We start from the raw sequence: 18302 nt of genomic DNA on the forward strand, positions 1-18302 counted from the left end.
GAAGAGCTGACATGAAAAAATGGATTATTTTACTGTTGTTGGCCTGCATTCAACTTGCAGTCGGCAAACCTAATATTCTGCTGGTGATTGCTGACGATATGGGGTTTTCCGACCTTGGCTGCTACGGCGGAGAAATCAGAACGCCAAATATTGATCAGCTGGCGACTGAGGGCGTGCGGTTTACGCAGTTCTATAATTGTGCGCGCTGCTGGCCGACCCGTTCATCCATTATGACCGGATATTACGCGGTTCAAACCGGAGCGGACCCCAACAGCGGGCCCGGCAACTATGTGAAGTGGACGACACCGCTGCCGCAGCTCATGAATGCTGCCGGGTATCGCACCTATCATTCCGGGAAATGGCATGTGCAGGCGACGGACTGCAACTCGGCCAACTCTGCCGGATTCGACCGCGCGTATGATGAAGCTCAGGGCTGGCTTTATTATACACCGTTTTATCATGCGCTTGATGGGAAGATGCTTCCTCAGCCGAAGCCGGAAGATGGCTACTTCATGGATCGGGCCATCGGAAATTATATGCTGGAATTCCTGAATGAGCATTACGAACAGCACGCCGACCAGCCGTTTTTTGCCTACATGTCTTTTCTCGGACCGCATTATCCGCTGAAAGCGCCAAAGGAATATGTCGATAAATACGATGGTGTTTATGATGAAGGATGGGATGTTGTCCGCAAGCGCCGCTTTGAAAAACAGCAAACGCTCGGTTTCCCGAAAGAGTGGACGCTGTCAGCGCCGGAACCTTATGTGGTTTCTCCGCATTCGCCGCAGACGGATGAGGCTCGGGTGGCTCAGAATGAAAAAATGGGCTTTGAGGATGTCTATCAATACACTCCGTGGGAAGCACTCTCCGCCAAACAGAAAAAGGAACAGGCCGACAAGATGGAGATTCACGCGGCAATGGTGGACCATCTTGACCATCAGGTGGGGCGTGTTATTTCATTGCTCGAAGAGAAAGGTCAGCTTGATAACACGATCGTCTTATTTCTCTCCGACAACGGCGCCGACTGTACCCAGATGCTGCCCGGCGTTCAGATGAAGAAAGAACTGGCGTTTCATCATGATAACAGTGCGCGCTGGGGCAGCGAAAACACTGCGCTGGCTTTGGGGCCGGTGTGGGCGGGCGTCTGTAACACACCGTTCCGCCGTCATAAAATCTGGACGCATGAGGGCGGCGTTTCCACGCCGTTGATTGTACGGTGGCCGAAAGGTTTGACGTTGAAACCGGGCGGTTTTACTTCGGTTCCCGGTCATGTGATCGATTTTATCCCGACCTTCCTGCAGGCGGCCGGAGCTTCTGTGAAACCTCCGGCCGCCGAAGCGCCTCCGTTCCCGGGAAAGAGTCTGCTGCCGGTTTTTCAAGGGTTGGAAATTCCGCGCGATTTCATTTATTTCAAACACGTAGACAACCGGGCATTCATCAGCGGAAAATGGAAGATTGTTTCCTCCGGCATCGATAACAACGAATGGGAGCTGTTTGACCTTGAAGAGGACCGCACTGAAATGAATAATTTGCGAAGCAGCAATTTCGAAACGCTGCGTGAGCTGGTTCTCGAATGGGAAAATACCGATGCCCTGTTTCGAAAACAGGGCGGCTATTCAGGAAACTGATGATATTTCTGAGCCACGGTCGACTGGTTTCTATGTTGTAGATTTGAACCGGGCGGGCTGATTCGGAAAGCTTTAGCCATCTGTTCCTTTTTATTAACAGTGCGGAAGTTCTGATGCAGGAAGCCGATGATTCTTGAAGCGTTTTCTGATGTTCTTAGGCTGGTAGCCGTAAAGTGTGTTTTTAAGCAATTACATCAGCTCTGTTAAAGCTTCTAAAAATAGCGGGGGTATGTATCTTCAGTGATTAGTCAGGCGGATCCCGGGGCTGTTGTTACTGAGATTGAACGATATGGCGAAAAAACCTTACGCGTATTATAAAGATTATTATATGGAGAAGATAGAATTTCTCCAGCAGGATCATTTTTTGCTTAAGGCTTACCGTACTGTCCGTGAAGGGGATATGGATATTTTTTCGGTAACTAGCGATTTCTACTCGATTGTGCTGCCGGTTGTCGGAAAGGGTGATTTTTTTCAGTGTAACCAGTCATTTTTGTTACATCACGATACGGTTGGTATCCGTTGGCCGAATGAGCCTTACAATTTCAAAAAGAAAGAAAATGCTCCGTTTGAAGTGTTCGTTTTTTACTTTACCAATAAAGTTGCTCCCCTATGGAATCGTTTGTTCACGAAGCCGTGTATCGGTTTCCATCTGACGAACGGGATCGAGATTGTCGCGCTGACGAAGGATTTTTTTACGCTGGCGCTGCGTGTCGAAGGAGATCGACAGGCGGAACTTTGCGATTATTTTTCTGAATTTTTGTTGCGAACTATTGCATCCAGTCGATGTGAAGAAAAGAACTCAAGGAATGATGCGCGGCTGCCTCATGTGGTTCAGTATATGGAAGAGCAGTTCCAGAATATCAGGAGTGCGGAAGCTGTGGCTGAACACTTCGGCATGAGTCGCGGAACGCTGTATAATATTTTTAAAGGCAGTTCGTACGAGTCGCCCAGAAAGTTTTTGCGCCGGCTGAAAATTAACGCTGCCGTGTATCTGCTTCGTCAGCGATCCTGGACCTTGCAGGATATTGCCGAAGAACTGGGGTATGAAACCGTTGACAGTTTTTCGAAGGCATTCAAGTGCGTGCAGGGAGTTTCTCCCAGTGTTTATCGGAAAGTGTCTGAATAGCGTTTTAAAAGCCTGGTTGGCATGGCGGCGGTAAAAAAACGCACAGCTTTCAGTTGTTCTCAGGGAAATGACTTCAGTTTTTCCGGCTCTGCTTCGGCGGTAATCGGAAGGGCGTCCATTTGCATTAGATGAACAAATCTTCTGTTTTTCTAAACACAAGGCCGTTCAAAATCTCTTCGTCTGTGCAGATAATCGAATCTCCAATAGGGCAGAAAAGATCTGTGCCGATTCGTTCAGTATTTCAGTTTGGTTTTATATAATGGCAAATTTGATCGTCGGAATTTTTAGAAAATGGACCGGATATGCTCTGGTTTTATTCGGGGGCATTCAGTGTGCTGCGAATCAGGTTTCGCCGAATATTGTGGTGATTCTGGCAGATGATCTGGGCTATTCCGATCTAGGCTGTTACGGGGCGGAAATTCACACCCCGAATCTCGATTCTCTTGCGAAGGATGGGGTTCTGTTCACTCACTTTTACAATGCGGCCCGTTGCTGTCCGTCGCGTGCATCGATTCTGACGGGTCTCTATCCGCATCAGGCGGGAGTTGGCTCAATGACGGGCCGGGAGGCCAGCAATGAGGCGGTCCCGGCCTATCAGGGATCTCTTCGTCAGGACTGCGTGACGCTTGGCGAGGTTATGAAACTCAACGGATATTACACAATTTCTTCCGGCAAGTGGCATGTCGGGGAAGAGAGTCCGGAGATGATGCCCTTCAGCCGCGGGTTTGAGCGGTCGTTTTTTACGCCGGGCGGGGCCGGAAGCTATTATTCAGTGGGGTGGGCGAACGGTGCGCTCAAACCCTTTACGCTGGATGGAGTCGAGTCGCTTCCTTGGGACGGATTCTATGACACCGATGCGGTTTTTGATTTCACCATTCGCTTCCTTCGCGAGCGTCCCGCAGACTCCCCGTTCTTCGCCTATGTGACGCCCCGGGCTCCCCATTGGCCGCTGCATGCCAAACCGGAAGACATTGCCAAATACAAGGGCGTCTATGATTGCGGGTGGGATGCAATCCGTGCCCGGAGGTATGAAAAGCAGGTTGAGCTGGGACTGGTTTCCAAACATTGGAAACCTGCACCGCGCAGTGACGGGGATGGCGTAGTGCCTGCCTGGGAAACCCTGTCGCCGGACAGGCAGCGGGAAATGGCTGCAAAAATGGAGGTCTATGCCGCCCAGGTTGACTGTCTGGATCAGAACGTCGGGAAGCTGGTGGCGTTTCTGAAAGAGGAAAAACAGTTCAGGAATACGCTGATTCTGTTCCTGTCGGACAATGGCGCGTGTGCCGAGCCGGCCAACAAGCCGTTCGGGCAGGATTGGAAAAACGGCAACGGCGGGCCGGTCGGTTCTGCGTCTTCATTTGAAAGTTACGGCCGCTGCTGGGCCGAGGTGAGCAATACGCCGTTCCGCTTCTGGAAATGGAAGGCGCATGAGGGCGGGATCTCGACTCCGCTGATTGCCTCCTGGCCGCAGGGAATTTCTGCAAAGGGATCTGTCTGCCGCCAGCCGGGGCATCTCGTGGATGTGATGGCAACCTGCCTGGATCTGTGCGATGGAACCTATCCGCAAACCTACAAGGGAAATGAAATTCAGCCGATGGAGGGGATTTCGTTTTCCCCGGTTTTCCAGGGCGGGCAGCGGGAGGACCCCGAGGTTCTCGCCTGGGAGCATTTTGCGAACCGGGGGATTCTATGCGGCAAATGGAAACTGGTGTCGCAAACCGATGACAACTGGACGCATGCAAAGCCCGGGCCGTGGGAGCTTTACAATCTCGACGACGACCGAACGGAAAGCAGCGATCTGGCGAAGCAGATGCCCGAAAAGGTGGCGGAACTGGTCTCGCGATATGATGAATGGGCGAAGCGGGTCGGAGTGGTCGGAAACACGGCGGATTGGCGGCAGCAGTAGGCGAGAGATTGGTAGGAAGACGCATTGTCAGCTTGGCGGTGTGCGCGGTTCGATGGGTCTTTAAAGTGAGATAAGAAAACAGGAGAAGACGAATGAGAAGAGTTTTAGCGCTGACGTTGTGTCTGATGTCGGCCCTGAATCTGGCGGCGGAAATCGTGGTGAGTGATTCCTTTGACGGGATGCGGTCCGGACAGACTTTTGACGGCAGAAAAACCGAAACGGGTGATGCCGTTTGGCGGGATCTGAGGAATCAGACTTCAACCGGGCGCGGACGGGTGGAGGTTTCGGCCAAAGACCAGCAGGCGTATATTGTGCGAAAGGGTTTGGATGGCGCCCGCACTCTCTCGGTTGGATTGAATCTGAACCATGCGGATGTGTCTGCTCCGTTTGGCGGTGTGTATCTGGCGATGATGGATAATGGCGGTGCCCAATTGTTTGCAAACGCCAAGCGGGATATCATTTCGGTTCGTTTGGTGACCACCGGTCCACACGCCGGAAAGCTGCAGTTGAGAATTTTCGATCAGGGCGCAGGTGCCATTGTCGCGAAGTTGAGTGTCCCGGGAACCCTCAACGAGTCGGATGATCTGACTTTGTTTCTAAATTATGATCCGGCAAATCTACGCGTGGATGCCAAGCTGGTCGATCCGTCGGCCGGAACCTCGTTGACTGTTTCGCACGCGCTTTCGCCTCAGCAGGCGGAGAGTCTTCAGTTTGATTCGTATGGATTCGGTGTGGTCGGCTATAAATCCGGGACGGTTTTGCTGGATGACTTTTTGTTGGAGAGCACCGATGCAGCGCTTCCCACAGCGGTGTCCTTAAAGACGCTTCTTCACGGAGAGCCGCTTGACGTCTATCTCTGTGCCGGGCAGAGCAATATGCAGGGGGCCCGCTCTGAAAAGTCCCTGCTGCCGACGGAGCTTCAGGTTGTTCAGGAAAATGTCTTTGTTTTTGACGGAACGGTTTGGCGGCGGCTGGAGCCGTCGGAACGGGGGTTTGGTCCGGAAATCTCCTTTGCGTATGAGATGCAGAAGCGGCTGAATAAACCGATCGGAATCATCAAATTCAGCAAGGGGGGCACCAGTCTGGCCGTCGATTGGAATCCGGAAGATTCATCATCGCTTTACGCCCAATTGAAAACGCGGGTGGATGCTGCCCGCAAGTCGCAGCCGATTTGCGTCAAGGAAATGATTTGGATGCAGGGAGAGCGCGACTCCCGTGATGCGGCAATGGCCGCCGCATATAAACAGAATCTTGAAAACCTGATCCGGACTGCACGCTGTGATTTCGGCAATTCAGAGATGTCGGTGGTGGCGGGACGGGTGAATCCGCTTTTTCCGTTTGTGGATCAGGTTCGGTTGGCTCAGGAAACATGCGGGTTGCCGGGGTATACCTTCATTGATTGTGACGACCTGGAGAAATACGAGGATAACCTGCACTACAAGACTTGCTCTGTGGTCGAGATGGGGCGTCGGTTCGCGGCGAAGACGGGCAGTTGAGTTAGACGTAATCGTTGGTCGTTTTGTTGGCGCGCGCGCATCAAGTGTAAATTTTTTGATAATAACATGAATGTTTGATGATCGTATTATGTTTGCGGTCAGATGGCGAAAAGAGAAGGTAAACAGGAGAGAATGATGAAGAGATATATGTATATTCTTGTTGCGGCGCTGTGCGCATTGGCAGCTGTTGTCAACGCTCAGTCAAATGCCGTATGGATAGGACGGGACGGAGGCGATTCGGACTTCAGCAATACAAACAGTTGGTTTGCATGGCCTGCGACCAACACGCCTTATGAAGTGCAGTCCATTGACGTTACCTTTTTCCGGGGGGATGGAGTCCCTGATTATCCATGGGCCACGAATGTGGTGTTGTCGGAAGACTATACAGTTGGTGCCTTGAGGTTCCAGAAAGGCGGGGACCAGAACAATCCGGGGGCGTCATATCGTTTTTCCAGCGAGGGTGCGAATACATATACCTTAATGATCGACGGTGTCGCGAGCGGTAAGGAAAACGCGATCATTCATGCGACGAGTGAATCCGATGAAGATCAGGTATTTGAGTGCGATGTTACCCTGAAAACGGCTGGTGATGCCAATGCAGAGCACATTTCATCCGGCAAGAACGCTGCCGGGGGAGACCTGACCTTTGCAGGGAAGCTGACTACCGACGCCGGGGGTACGGGGCTTGGAGTGAAGACCTACGTCGGCGACATTATTTTTGCCGGAGATATTGATACAAACGGTAAGCTTTGGAAATTCCAAAAACTCGTATCCGGAGAGTTTCGTTTTGCCGGCAGCGGAGTTTGGTCCGGCATTGGGACTGTGCAGGTGTGGTCCGACGTGAAAATCCTTTTGGATCGCGATACGACCGACAGTACCGGCTTTGGACCGCAGTTCCTGCAGGCCTACGGCGGCAGTGTCATCGAGCTGGGTAATGATGAGCAGATGAGGGATTGGATTGAATACCACTACGGTTCGGGGACTGCAAAGCCCGCTACGTTGGATCTGAACGGTCACACAGAAACACTGAAGGGATTGAAATTCGGTGGTACAACGGGCGGCGGATGCCTTGACATGGGCGAGGGCGGTGTCTTGCGTTTAACAACTCAGAACAGTGCAGCGACATGGGGTACGCTGACCATTACAAACTGGAATGCCGGATCGGATCATATCTATGTTGACGGCGGATCGTTCAGTGCGACTCAGCTCGCCGGAATCAAGTTTGATGAATACGCAGATGACGGCGCCAAAGTGGTGGACGGCGAGCTGCTGCCCGTCGGTGACTGGATGATGGGCGGATTCACCAATTGGATTGCTGAGTATAGTCTGACCGCTGGTGATGACGCTGCGGATTCCGACCCGGACGGCGACGGTGTTGTCAATCTGGATGAATACGGTTTTGGCGGCGATCCGACCAACAGCGCAGTAACCGGTACGCTGCCGGTTTTCGAAATCAACGGCAGCACGCTGGACATTATCTATGTTGAACGTACGAGTGCCTACAGAGGAATCAGCTACAGCGTTGAGCAGACTCCGGACCTTGTTTCTACGGCGTGGACCGCAAACGGCATTTCGCTGGTTGGCGAGTCGGCTGAAGTGGACGGCTTCAAAACCGTTACCAATCAGGTTTCGACCGATGCTGCGGTTAAATTCCTGAACGTGGTTATCGAACAGGATTAACTGTTTGTTTCTGAAAACGCCCGGTCGGTTCATGCCTGCCGGGCGTTTTTACAGATCCCTTGATGGGATTTAAAGGTCGGTTGCATGAAAAAGGTTATTTTCGAAATCGGTCTGTATTTGATTTGCACATCTTCATTGCGTGCTCAAACGCTTTCTGAACAGTTTGACTGGGGTAGCGGTGTTGATGGGCGTGTGATAATTTCAGAGAGACAGTCCATTGGAGGCCAGGCTGTTCAGGCTGGTGATGTTTCATGGCTATGCAATATTGGTAGAGCGGTATTCTGCGGGGACTTCAACGGAGACGGATACTGGGATATCGGGTTGCGTAATAAATCTACAGAACAGATCGAAATCTGTTTTGCCGATACAGAAGGAACACTGTCTTTCGGAAAGTTGCAAACAATTGATGCTGCATCGTCCGGCGCGGAATATACAGTTCTGGCCGTTGATGCCCTCTAAAACTATCGGAAATAAAAAACGCTTCATAATTATCGTTTTGTTGATACTATTTTCTCATGAAGAAGAGAGTTGTTCCTTTCGTTCTGGGAGCCTTCGGTTTAGGAGCATGGTGCGCTTCCGCCGCGCCTGATTCCCCGAAACAGCCGAATGTCCTGCTGTTTATGATCGATGATATGAAGCCGTTGATGGGCTGCTACGGAGACCGAACGGCGCAGACTCCGAACATGGATGCCCTGGCATCACGCGGAGCCATGTTTGAACGCGCGGCCTGCCAGATTTCGCTCTGCGCTCCGAGCCGGGCTTCGATTCTCTCGGGCTTACGTCCAGATACGATCGAGTGCTATGTGAACGGCGATCAATTTCGTAAAACCTGTCCGGAAGCTGTGACACTGCCTCAGGCGTTTGAAAAAGCGGGGTATCATACGGTTTCGATCGGTAAAGTATACGACGCCCGCAACCGCGATCCCGGTGGCTGGTCCGAAGAAATGATGCCCAGCTCCGAGAAGGATATTTATGCGCTGGATGCAAACGATCAGCTCTATCACGACAATAGTAAACGCTATAATGCCGCCACTCTCCAGGAGAGACAGCATCTGTCGCGTGTCGGTCCGGCGTACGAAGAAGCGGATCTTGACGAGTCCGAATACTGGGACGGTCAGGTGGCTGAAAAGACGGTAGAAACCCTGCATCGCATCAAGGATAAACCATTCTTTCTGGCGGTCGGGTTCATCAAGCCGCACCTGCCGTTTGCCTGTCCGGAAAAATACTGGGATCTCTATGATCGCGCCGGCATTCCGTTGCCGTCCAATCCCGACAAGCCGACCGAAAACGTAGTCGAATTGGCGTATCATGAAGGATTTGAACTGCGGCAGTATGACGGCATTCCAAAGCAGGGAAAGCTGGATGAAGATCTGGCGCGCACGCTGATCCACGGTTATTACGCCTGCGCTTCGTTTGCTGATGCAATGGTCGGACGTGTGCTGGACGAACTCGATGTGCTGGGCCTGACGGATAATACGATTGTCGTGCTGATGGGCGACCACGGCTGGCATCTGGGCGATAAAGAAATCTGGTGCAAGTTTACCGCGTTCCAGCAGTCTTCCGTTGTGCCGCTGATTGTGGTTGATCCGCGCCGCGCCGGCGGCGGGCGGGTGCGAGGCATGGTGGAGCTCGTGGATATCTATCCGACCCTGTGCGAGCTGTCCGGTGTAAAACCGGCGGACGGGATTGAAGGCCGCAGTTTTGTTCCGCTTCTGAGCGGCTTTTCCAAACCTTGGAAAAAAGCGGTCTTCGCAGAAGCGGGTCGCGGGGGAGGCTGGAAAGAGTATATCGGCACCTCCATGCGCACGGACCGCTACAACTACATTGAATGGCGCCATCGCAAAAAAGGAACGCTGCGCGCTCAGGAGTTGTACGATCTCAAAAAAGATCCGCTTGAAATGAAAAATCTGGCCGGCAATCCGGAATACAGAGAACGGATCGAACGCCTCGCCGGACAGATGCAGGCCGGATGGAAAGAATCGTTGCCGAAAGAGGTATCCCGGTGAAAAAAGATTTTGTTGGAATATTGTTTTTCGTTTTTGCTGTACTGGGGCAGGCAGCATCGGCTGCTCCGAACATTGTATTTATTATTGCTGATGATCTCGGCTTTTCGGATCTTGGCTGTTACGGCGGCGAAGCGGCTACGCCGAACCTTGACCGGCTGGCAGAGCAGGGCGTTCGTTTTTCGCAGTTTTATAACTGCGGCAAATGTGAACCGACCCGCGCGGCGCTGATGACCGGCCACCGCAACACCCCGGAAATCGGATTTTACGGCGAGCGGGCCCAGAGTTTTCTGCCAGCGGTGCTCAAGGCGGATGGCTATCGCACGATGCTTTCCGGAAAATGGCATGTTGCGGGTCACCCGATGGATCGTGGCTTCGACCGTTTCTTCGGCATGGAGGAAGGCGCGTGCAATTATTACACCGGCTCGGGGCGGATCAAGCTGGACCGCGAACCGTTTGAAATTCCGGAGGGATTTTATACGACCGATGCATTCACCGACTATGCGTTGAAATTTCTCGACGAGGCAAAACAGCGGGACGACGCGCAGCCTTTCTTTCTTTATCTCGCCTATAACGCTCCGCACGATCCACTGCAGATGCATCAGGAAGAGGTTGAAAAGTATCACGGGAAATATATGAACGGCTGGCACGAAACCAAACTGCGCCGCCTTCAGAATGTTCGTCGTCTCGGGCTGGTTCCAGAGTCCACCGCAAAAACCGACTGGCCGCAGAACCTGCCTCGCTGGCCGTCTCTGAGCGATAGACAGAAGAAAGCCGAAGACCTGCGCATGGCGACTTATACCGCAATGATCGACCGGATGGATCAGAACATCGGCCGGGTTTTCCAATGGTTGGAAAAAAACGGGGAACGGGAGAATACGCTGATTGTGTTTGTCAGCGATAACGGCGCCAATCCGTTCGACCGGGGTTCGCAGCAAATGGCTAAAAAAGGAATTCCGCCGGGCGGGCCGGATTCCCGTTGGTCGCTGGGTACGGCGTGGGCGCATGTCTGCAACACGCCGTTTCGCCTGTATAAACGAAACCAGCACGAAGGCGGAATTTGTGCGCCGATGATTTTATGCGGTCCGGGAGTCGAGTATAAGTCCGGTTCCATCTGCAGCCTGCCGGTGCACGTGCTCGATTTCATGCCGACATTTCATTCAATCGCGGGAGGGGTCGGCATTCCGGCGGGAGCTGAGGGGACCGATCTTTCCAACCTTTGGAAAACCGGAGCGAAGAACCGGAACTATGAAATGATGGGCTACATGATCGATCACCGCTATATCCGCCGCAACGACTGGAAGCTGGTGTCTGTCGACGGCCAGCCGTGGGAGTTGTTCAATCTCGGCACCGATCGTTCTGAAACAAAAGATGTGATTACAGGATATCCGGAAAAAGCGGACGAGCTGAAAAACGCATGGGAGGCGTGGTATGCGGGTTTTTCAGATAAACGGTTTGAAGAGCAAAAAGGCACCGGAGCAAACGGACGCATGGGCGATAAAGGTTCCGGCGCGCAGTACCACCCTGTGGCTTTGAAGTAATGTTTGAAGGAGTAATGAAATGAGAAAAATTAAGAACATGGTTTTAATCGCAATAATGGCCGCGGCTTTTTCTGCCGGAGCGGCGGGCAAACATCTTTTTATCCTGTCCGGCCAGTCGAACATGCAGGGTCTCGATCCGCAGATTTCGTTTGTTCCTGCTGTTGAAGAGGAGTTCGGGAAAGACAATGTGATTGTGGTGAAGGACGCCATGGGCGGGCAGCCGATCCTGCGCTGGTATAAACAGTTTAAAGCGCCCGACGGAACCTCGCCGGCAAAAACCGGAGACCTTTACGACCGGCTGATGGAAAAAGTGAATGCCGCCATCGACGGAGAACGCCTGAAGAGTGTGACGTTCATCTGGATGCAGGGCGAACGCGATGCCCGCGAGAAAAACGGTGATGTGTATGCCGAAAGCCTGCGCGGCCTACGCGATCAGCTGGCCGCAGACCTTGATCTCGATGATCTCAATTTTGTGATCGGCCGCATCAGCGATTTTGATATGACCAATCGGCGCTATCCCCACTGGACCAAGGTTCGTGAAGCGCAGGTGGAGGTTGCCGATTCCTGTCCGCGCGCGGTATGGGTTGACTGCGACGATCTGAACAGCGGGTTGAATTCAAAGGGTCGGGATGTCAAAGACGACCTGCATATGTCCATTGAGGGCTATAAAATACTTGGCCAACGCTTTGCGGATGCCGCCATTGAACTGATTCAGGAATAGACCCGAAGCCATGAATGTTTTGATTTTTTTGCTGATGGCTGTGAGCTGTGTCGCTTTCGGATCAACAGTGACGACGGCGGAGTGGAGTTCCGATGCGGATTCCCCGGTGGATGTGGATGGTGTGTACACGCATCTGATTAATCTCGACCCGACGGCGGACAATCTCATCGTCAACAGCCACGAGCTGGTTCCCAGTGTCGGAGTCACCAACAACTATACGATTTACCGGGGTTCCAGTGGTTGAGAATTTGCGAAGGTGGGGATTAGTGGTTTTTTTGGGTTTCCCGCCAGCGGGATGGCGTGGTGCCTGTGTGCAGGCGGAAACTTTTATAAAAATGTTTATCGTTGCTGTAACCGCAAGTGAGGGCGATGTATTCGACTTTATATGAGGTGGTTCGTAGCAGTTCCTTAGCTCGTTCGAGTTTCAGGTGAACCAAAAAGTTTTTTGCTGGCATGCCGGTTTCCCTCAGGCAGGCTTGGCGCAGAGTATTTTGGTTGACATCCATTTTTTTTGCAAGTTCGGTCGTTCCTGGGCATTGATAATCCATTTGTTCGAGTGTTTGCCTTATTTGTCTGGAGTAGGAGTGTTCTTCTGGTGCCTTTCCAACTTGGTTGATCTCGCAGATTGTTTCAGCAATTGCGGTGATTCGATTGATAAAAAAGTAAGGGTTGTGCGTTTTTTTTGTCGGCAGGGCTTTCATGATTTCCTGCATGAGATTTCGGATGCGATCTGGCGCATTTCTGACGACAGGATTGTCTGGGCCGTGTCCGATACTGCGCATGAAATCTCCGGCTTTTTTTCCATTAAAAGATACAAACATCGACTGATAAAAAGCCCCCTCTAATATGGTCTGGAGGCTGGTGTGCATGCAGTATAAGTCTCCGGAGTGCACGGTCTGAGGGGGGGATTTGTCAGTGATATATGTCAATTCACCTTTCAGCATGTAAACGAACCCATAGTGTACAGGGAGAAAGGTTCCTTGTTTTGGCAAGTTTGTGACAATGGATGAATTGATAAAATAGAGATCGTTGTTAAACGGATTTTGCATCTGGAATTCCCCTGCGTTGCTGTGTGTTGAAGGTGCGGTTAGGTTTTTGATTGTCGGGCATTTGCCCGAATATTTCACAAAGAGAGATGAAAAACCATGCCTGAATTCATACAATCCACCCATGTAAATCCAGAGAGATTGCGATAGGTTTCAGCGTGGCGGGTATCGGTGGGTTTGACCGGTAAGTCAAGCGGGTTCAGGCTGGGGAAATGCCTCTCGGTTAAAATAATCCCGGCATTTTTTATTGCCGAAACGGCAGCAGTAATTTCAGGGCCTGAACTGTGGACGACTCGGCGAGTGTTTGCGCGGGCATGAGTTAAGCCGCAAGTCAAGTGTAGCGGTTTATGATACTTTCTGGAAAGATGAATACCCTTTTCGTGTTGGTTTCAGGATGACCTAAAGTCAGGATGGAGGAGTTGTTATTCTGAATTGAAAGAAAGGGAAAAGATGATGAGAAATAAGATAAAAATTATGTGGCAAATAGTTTTCATGCTTGTTGGAAGCAACGCTTTTTCTGCTTCGCTGGCGGAGTGGAATTCCGACGGCTACAACCTGAATGGAGGTTTTGCCAGTCATCCGAACTGGTATGCCGCAAACGCTGCGGAAGGTGTGGATGCCGGTCAGGCTGTTGCGAAACTCGATGAAACCAAGTTTTCTGCCTCCTATTATGCTGATACGGCTCGAATGACGTATAAGCTGCAGAATATTATCAGCATGGACACGAGCCGTTATATAGAGGTGTTTATTGCGCCGGGTGAAGACCGTCGTTTGAGCATTACCAACATTTCATTTAACTTATACACTCCGGATACTGGATCGGGACATGTTGCCGTGCGTTCGAGCCTGGATGCTTTTAGCTCTGATATTGCAGTGGAAGAACTGACCCTAGGCGGCAATAACAGGGTGAATGTAGATCTCAGCTCATTCTCGGGATTCAGCAGAGTAGATTCTCTCGTTGAATTTCGCATTTATCTGTGGGGGGCTACTGGCGCACAAACTGCATGGCTTCAGAACAGTTCAGGAGGGAATTCGATTCAGATTGACGGTGCGGTTGTTTTGAAGCCTTTGGCGGAATGGAATTCTGACGGTTACAATCTGAATGGAGGGTTTGCCAGTCATCCGAACTGGTATGCCACTAACGTTGTGGAGGGTGTGGATGCCGGTCAGGCTGTTGCGAAACTCGATGAAACCAAGTTTTCTGCCTCCTATTATGCTGATACGGCTCGAATGACATATAAGCTGCAGAATACTTCTGATATGGATACCAATCGGTACATACAGGTGTTTATTGCGCCGGATGCCGACCGGCGTTTAAGCATTACAAGTATTTCGCTCAGTCTATATAGCTCAGCGGCCGGAGCAGGACATGTTGCCGTGCGTTCGAGTCTGGATGCTTTCGGTTCTGATATCGCGGTGGAAGAACTGATCCTCGACAGCAATAATAGGGTGAATGTGGATTTCCTCTCTTTTCCTGAGTTTAACAGTGTAGGTTCTTGTGTTGAATTTCGCATTTACCTGTGGGGGGCTGCCGGCGCACAAACCGCATGGCTTCAGAACGGTTCTGAAGGGAATTCAATTCAGATTGACGGGACTACTGATTATAAACCCAACTATTCCAATTGGATTCAAACATTTTCAGTCGGAGATGCGACTAATTATACAGACAATGCCGACGGTGATCGGCTCGATAACCTTTCCGAATATGCACTTGGCGGAGATCCGGGTAACCCGGACGACTCTCCATCGATTTTTCCAATGTTTGGAAAAACCCAAGAGGGAGAGTTTATGGAATATGTTTATCGACGCCGGTCTGATTATGAAACGCGGGGATTGGGATATTCCGTTGAGCTGACGGACAACCTGATTTCCAATGTTTGGGAATCTGCGGTTGATGTAGAGGTCGGTATAGGGACGGTGGATGAGGGATTTGAGTCGGTAACCAACCGAATTCCAATGGTCGGAAAATCCCGGCAGATGATTCGTTTGCTCATAGAAATGGAATAAGGATTGATTGATTTTGCGTTGCTGGCGGAGAGCCGGCTTAGAACTAGACATTGATAAGGAAGTATTGAATGAAAATGCGTGTGGTTTCTGTCCTGCTGGTACAGATGGGATTATTGGCTTTGTTTGCGGGTGTGAGTGCGGAACAGCTGGCGGCTTGGAGCGCCGAGTCGCTGTCTGGCGGATTTAGCGTGCATCCGCGGTGGAACGTATCAGTGGCTGGGCCGGGAGTTGATGCTTCTAATTCTTTTGCGCAATTGGACGGGCGTTTAACGAATACAACCTATTATTCGCATCCGCACTTTATGACCTATTATCTTCAAAATACGGGTCAGATGCAGGAGGATCGCTATATTCAGGTTTTTCTGGCTCCCCGAAATGGCGCAGAGCTGGCTCTTGGCAGCATTTCATTCAATGTTTATTCCTCCCGAAACGGTGCGAAGAAAGCTGCGGTTCGGTTTAGTGCGGACCAATTTTCTGCCAATCTTGTAGAAGTTAATCTGCTTCCCTCAACGCATAATTGCGTCCGGATAGGACTGGAAGATTTTCCAGAGATGAATAGCATAAGCCAGCCGGTTGAATTCCGGTTGTATTTGTGGGATTCTCAGGGCGCTCAGGTGGGAGTGTTGAAAGATGCTCCCGACAGAACTCCCGCTATCGAAATCTGCGGGACTGTGAACAACACGGAATCTTTACAGACAAATGATGTTGTAAGGGCTGCCAAGGCAGTCTTGGAGCGAAACTTCGGTTCGTTTGCGGACAGAGTCCTCCTGAAGTGGAAAGAGGGCATTGGCCCGAATTCTTCGACGGCGTTTCAGTTTGAATCCACCAACGGCGTGTTAACGGTTTGGGGAGAAACGTCCCTTGCGTTGTGTAGCGGAGTCAGTTGGTACTTGAAACATTATGCGAATTCTCAGGTTTGCCGGATTACAGGTGTGAATAATCTGCCGGATAGTCTGCCGGATGCATCTTTTGAAGAGCATGTCTCTCCATACCATTACGTCAGTATGTACAATTATTGCACGTTTGGTTATTCGATGCCTTGGTGGGACTGGAGCCGGTGGGAGCAGGAGATTGACTGGATGGCGTTGAACGGAGTGAACCATCCTCTTGCCATGGTGGGAGCGGAAGCGGTTTGGATCCACACGTTGGAACAATTTGGTTATACGCACGATGAAGCAAAGGAGTATGTCTGCGGTCCTGCGCATCTTCCCTGGTTTTTGATGGGAAATCTGGAAGAGGTCGGAGGTCCGTTGCCGGAATCGTGGATTAATCAGCGCATTGAATTACAGAAAAAAATAATCGAGCGGATGCATGAACTTGGCATGTCTCCTGTTTTGCAAGGGTATGTGGGGTTGGTTCCAACAACATTTTCCGAGAGATATCCTGACGCTCCGATTACGCATCAGGGACAATGGTTCGGGATGGAACGTCCCAGTGTTTTGGATCCTAGATCAGAGCTGTTTAAGGAGATTGCGGCGGTATGGTATGAGGAGAGTGAAAAACTGTTTGGTTCCGTTAAATATTATGCCGGTGATTTGTTTCATGAGGGAGGTATTCGAAAAGGGGCGGACCTGAAAAAATATGCCGAAGCAATTCAAGGTGCAATGCTTGCTGCAAATCCTGATTCGGTTTGGGAATTGCAGGGGTGGGGCAACAATCCGTCCGGATATCTGTTGGAAGGATGCGATCCATCGCATACATTGATCGTTTCACTGGGAGAGGATTATTTCCGTAACTGGGAAAAGCGTAAAGGATTTGGCGAATTTCCGTGGGTATGGACTTATATTCTGAACTACGGTGGAAATGTCGGATTGCACGGACGCCTGGATTGGATTGCCGAAGAACCTCCGTTAGTTCTGGAAAACGAAAACGTCGGAAAGTTTCTTAAGGGAATCGGTCAGACTTCGGAAGGAACATTATGTAATCCTGTCGTGAACGACCTCTTGTCTGATATGGTTTGGAGAAAGACGGCTCCGGATATGGCGAATTGGCTGGATGGTTATATTTGTCGACGTTATGGGCAAATTCTTCCTGCGGCTCAGAAAGCCTGGAAATTGCTTTATCATTCCTCCTATGGAAGTTATGGGCAGCAGGGAAACCGGGAAGGGAACCGGCGCACGCCGGAGTCGATATTTTGTGCTCGTCCTAGGTTGTCACCGCCTTTACGCGGAGCCTCTCTTCCCGGCCGGTTACGGCGGTATTATGATGTCAGAATGACAGCCCAGGCTGCTCGGCTGCTCTATGAGTGCTCCGACCGGTATTCTCACAGTGATGCGTATCGATATGATCTTGTGGATGTGACTAGGCAGGCCCTGTGCGATTTTGCATTGACTCTGTTTGGAGATATGTCTCGGGCGATTGATGAGAAGAACGACGTTGAGTTTGAAAAAAACAGTGGATTGTTCTTAGAACTGTTAAGCGATCAGGACCGGTTGCTTAAAACGCGCGATGAATTTTTGTTGGGTCGGTGGATTGATGATGCCCGTTCATGGGGGAAGGATTCCAGAGAACAAGATTTCTTTGAATATAATGCCCGCATGCTGGTAACCACTTGGTATCCGTTTAAAGGAATCTTAAACGACTATTCGCACCGGGAGTGGTCTGGTCTGTTAGATGGGTTTTACAGGAAACGGTGGGAACTTTTCCAATCGTGGGGTGCTGCAAAAATTCGAGGTGAAAATCCTCCGGACCCGGATTATGTGGCATTAGAGCTGGGCTGGTTGAAAGGGCGCGAGACATACCCTTCGGTGGCTTCAGGGGATGAAGTTCAGGAAGTGGGTCGTATTTTAGACAGGTGGGAAACCTTGCTGATGGATGTCCCGCAGCCTTTTTATCGTGCCCGCTCTTCGAATGATTTTTGTGGAGCCTGGTATTATCGGGATAAAACTGGGGAGCGATCGCTTTATTGTGCGGACTTCCAGCCGGACGGAATGCTCGTGGTGCATGCGGAAGAGCTTGGCAGCGTACAGAAGTTTAAATGGAAATATGAGGAGGAAGACGGGAGCGCTGTAGTATATGACAACGAAGGTCAGGAAGTTGAGCGTTGCTACTTAGGTGGTCACAACACGCTTTTGTTTTCAGTTGCCTCAAAAGGCCCGGCTACGCAAAAGGCTGAAGATCAACGTTGGTAATAGTGCCCGTAGCAGAT

At 51.0% G+C, this 18302-nt stretch carries 13 protein-coding genes; 12 read left to right on the top strand and 1 reads right to left on the bottom strand.

Features of this window, described 5'->3' with window-relative positions:
* Nucleotides 1-11: 11 nt before the first annotated feature.
* The 10 genes from GT409_RS13305 to GT409_RS13350 all read left to right on the top strand — a co-directional run bounded on the left by GT409_RS13305 (nt 12) and on the right by GT409_RS13350 (nt 12345).
* Nucleotides 12-1628, top strand: coding sequence for an arylsulfatase (locus tag GT409_RS13305; RefSeq protein WP_160629553.1), 1617 nt, complete (start codon nt 12-14; stop codon nt 1626-1628).
* 328 nt (nt 1629-1956) lie between these two features.
* Nucleotides 1957-2754: a helix-turn-helix domain-containing protein gene (locus tag GT409_RS13310; RefSeq protein ID WP_160629554.1), complete on the top strand. Its 798-nt coding sequence runs from the start codon at nt 1957-1959 to the stop codon at nt 2752-2754.
* A gap of 259 nt (nt 2755-3013) precedes the next feature.
* A complete protein-coding gene (locus GT409_RS13315; protein ID WP_160629555.1) occupies nt 3014-4660 on the top strand; it encodes an arylsulfatase in 1647 nt (548 codons plus the stop codon).
* A gap of 92 nt (nt 4661-4752) precedes the next feature.
* Entirely contained in the window at nt 4753-6156 is a 1404-nt protein-coding gene (locus GT409_RS13320; protein WP_160629556.1) for a sialate O-acetylesterase, read from the top strand.
* A gap of 132 nt (nt 6157-6288) precedes the next feature.
* Complete coding sequence (locus GT409_RS13325) at nt 6289-7836, top strand: hypothetical protein (RefSeq protein ID WP_160629557.1); 1548 nt, start codon at nt 6289-6291, stop codon at nt 7834-7836.
* A gap of 84 nt (nt 7837-7920) precedes the next feature.
* Nucleotides 7921-8295 carry a hypothetical protein gene (locus tag GT409_RS13330; protein ID WP_160629558.1) on the top strand — a complete coding sequence of 125 codons (375 nt, stop codon included), beginning with the start codon at nt 7921-7923 and terminating at the stop codon, nt 8293-8295.
* Nucleotides 8296-8351: 56 nt separating this feature from the next.
* Nucleotides 8352-9842 (top strand): sulfatase, encoded by a 1491-nt coding sequence (locus tag GT409_RS13335; RefSeq protein ID WP_160629559.1) that lies wholly within the window; start codon nt 8352-8354, stop codon nt 9840-9842.
* Nucleotides 9839-11380 (top strand): arylsulfatase, encoded by a 1542-nt coding sequence (locus GT409_RS13340; RefSeq protein ID WP_160629560.1) that lies wholly within the window; start codon nt 9839-9841, stop codon nt 11378-11380. Before GT409_RS13335 ends, GT409_RS13340 begins: the two co-directional genes overlap by 4 nt.
* A 19-nt stretch (nt 11381-11399) precedes the next feature.
* The gene (locus tag GT409_RS13345) at nt 11400-12101 is read left to right on the top strand and encodes a sialate O-acetylesterase (RefSeq protein ID WP_160629561.1); all 702 of its coding nucleotides are present in this window, start codon (nt 11400-11402) and stop codon (nt 12099-12101) included.
* A gap of 10 nt (nt 12102-12111) precedes the next feature.
* Entirely contained in the window at nt 12112-12345 is a 234-nt protein-coding gene (locus GT409_RS13350; RefSeq protein ID WP_160629562.1) for a hypothetical protein, read from the top strand.
* A gap of 19 nt (nt 12346-12364) precedes the next feature.
* On the opposite strand, the gene GT409_RS13355 is transcribed toward GT409_RS13350, so the two are convergent.
* Nucleotides 12365-13273, bottom strand: a complete 909-nt coding sequence (locus GT409_RS13355; protein ID WP_160629563.1) for a helix-turn-helix domain-containing protein — start codon at nt 13271-13273, stop codon at nt 12365-12367.
* A gap of 348 nt (nt 13274-13621) precedes the next feature.
* Here GT409_RS13355 and GT409_RS13360 point away from each other — a divergent pair, with 348 nt between their 5' ends.
* Together GT409_RS13360 and GT409_RS13365 are read left to right on the top strand one after the other, a co-directional pair.
* Entirely contained in the window at nt 13622-15154 is a 1533-nt protein-coding gene (locus tag GT409_RS13360; protein WP_160629564.1) for a hypothetical protein, read from the top strand.
* A 68-nt stretch (nt 15155-15222) separates the two neighbouring features.
* Entirely contained in the window at nt 15223-18285 is a 3063-nt protein-coding gene (locus tag GT409_RS13365) for an alpha-N-acetylglucosaminidase (RefSeq protein WP_160629565.1), read from the top strand.
* Nucleotides 18286-18302: the final 17 nt, after the last annotated feature.

The sequence above is a fragment of the Tichowtungia aerotolerans genome (assembly GCF_009905215.1).
Taxonomy (GTDB): domain Bacteria; phylum Verrucomicrobiota; class Kiritimatiellia; order Kiritimatiellales; family Tichowtungiaceae; genus Tichowtungia; species Tichowtungia aerotolerans.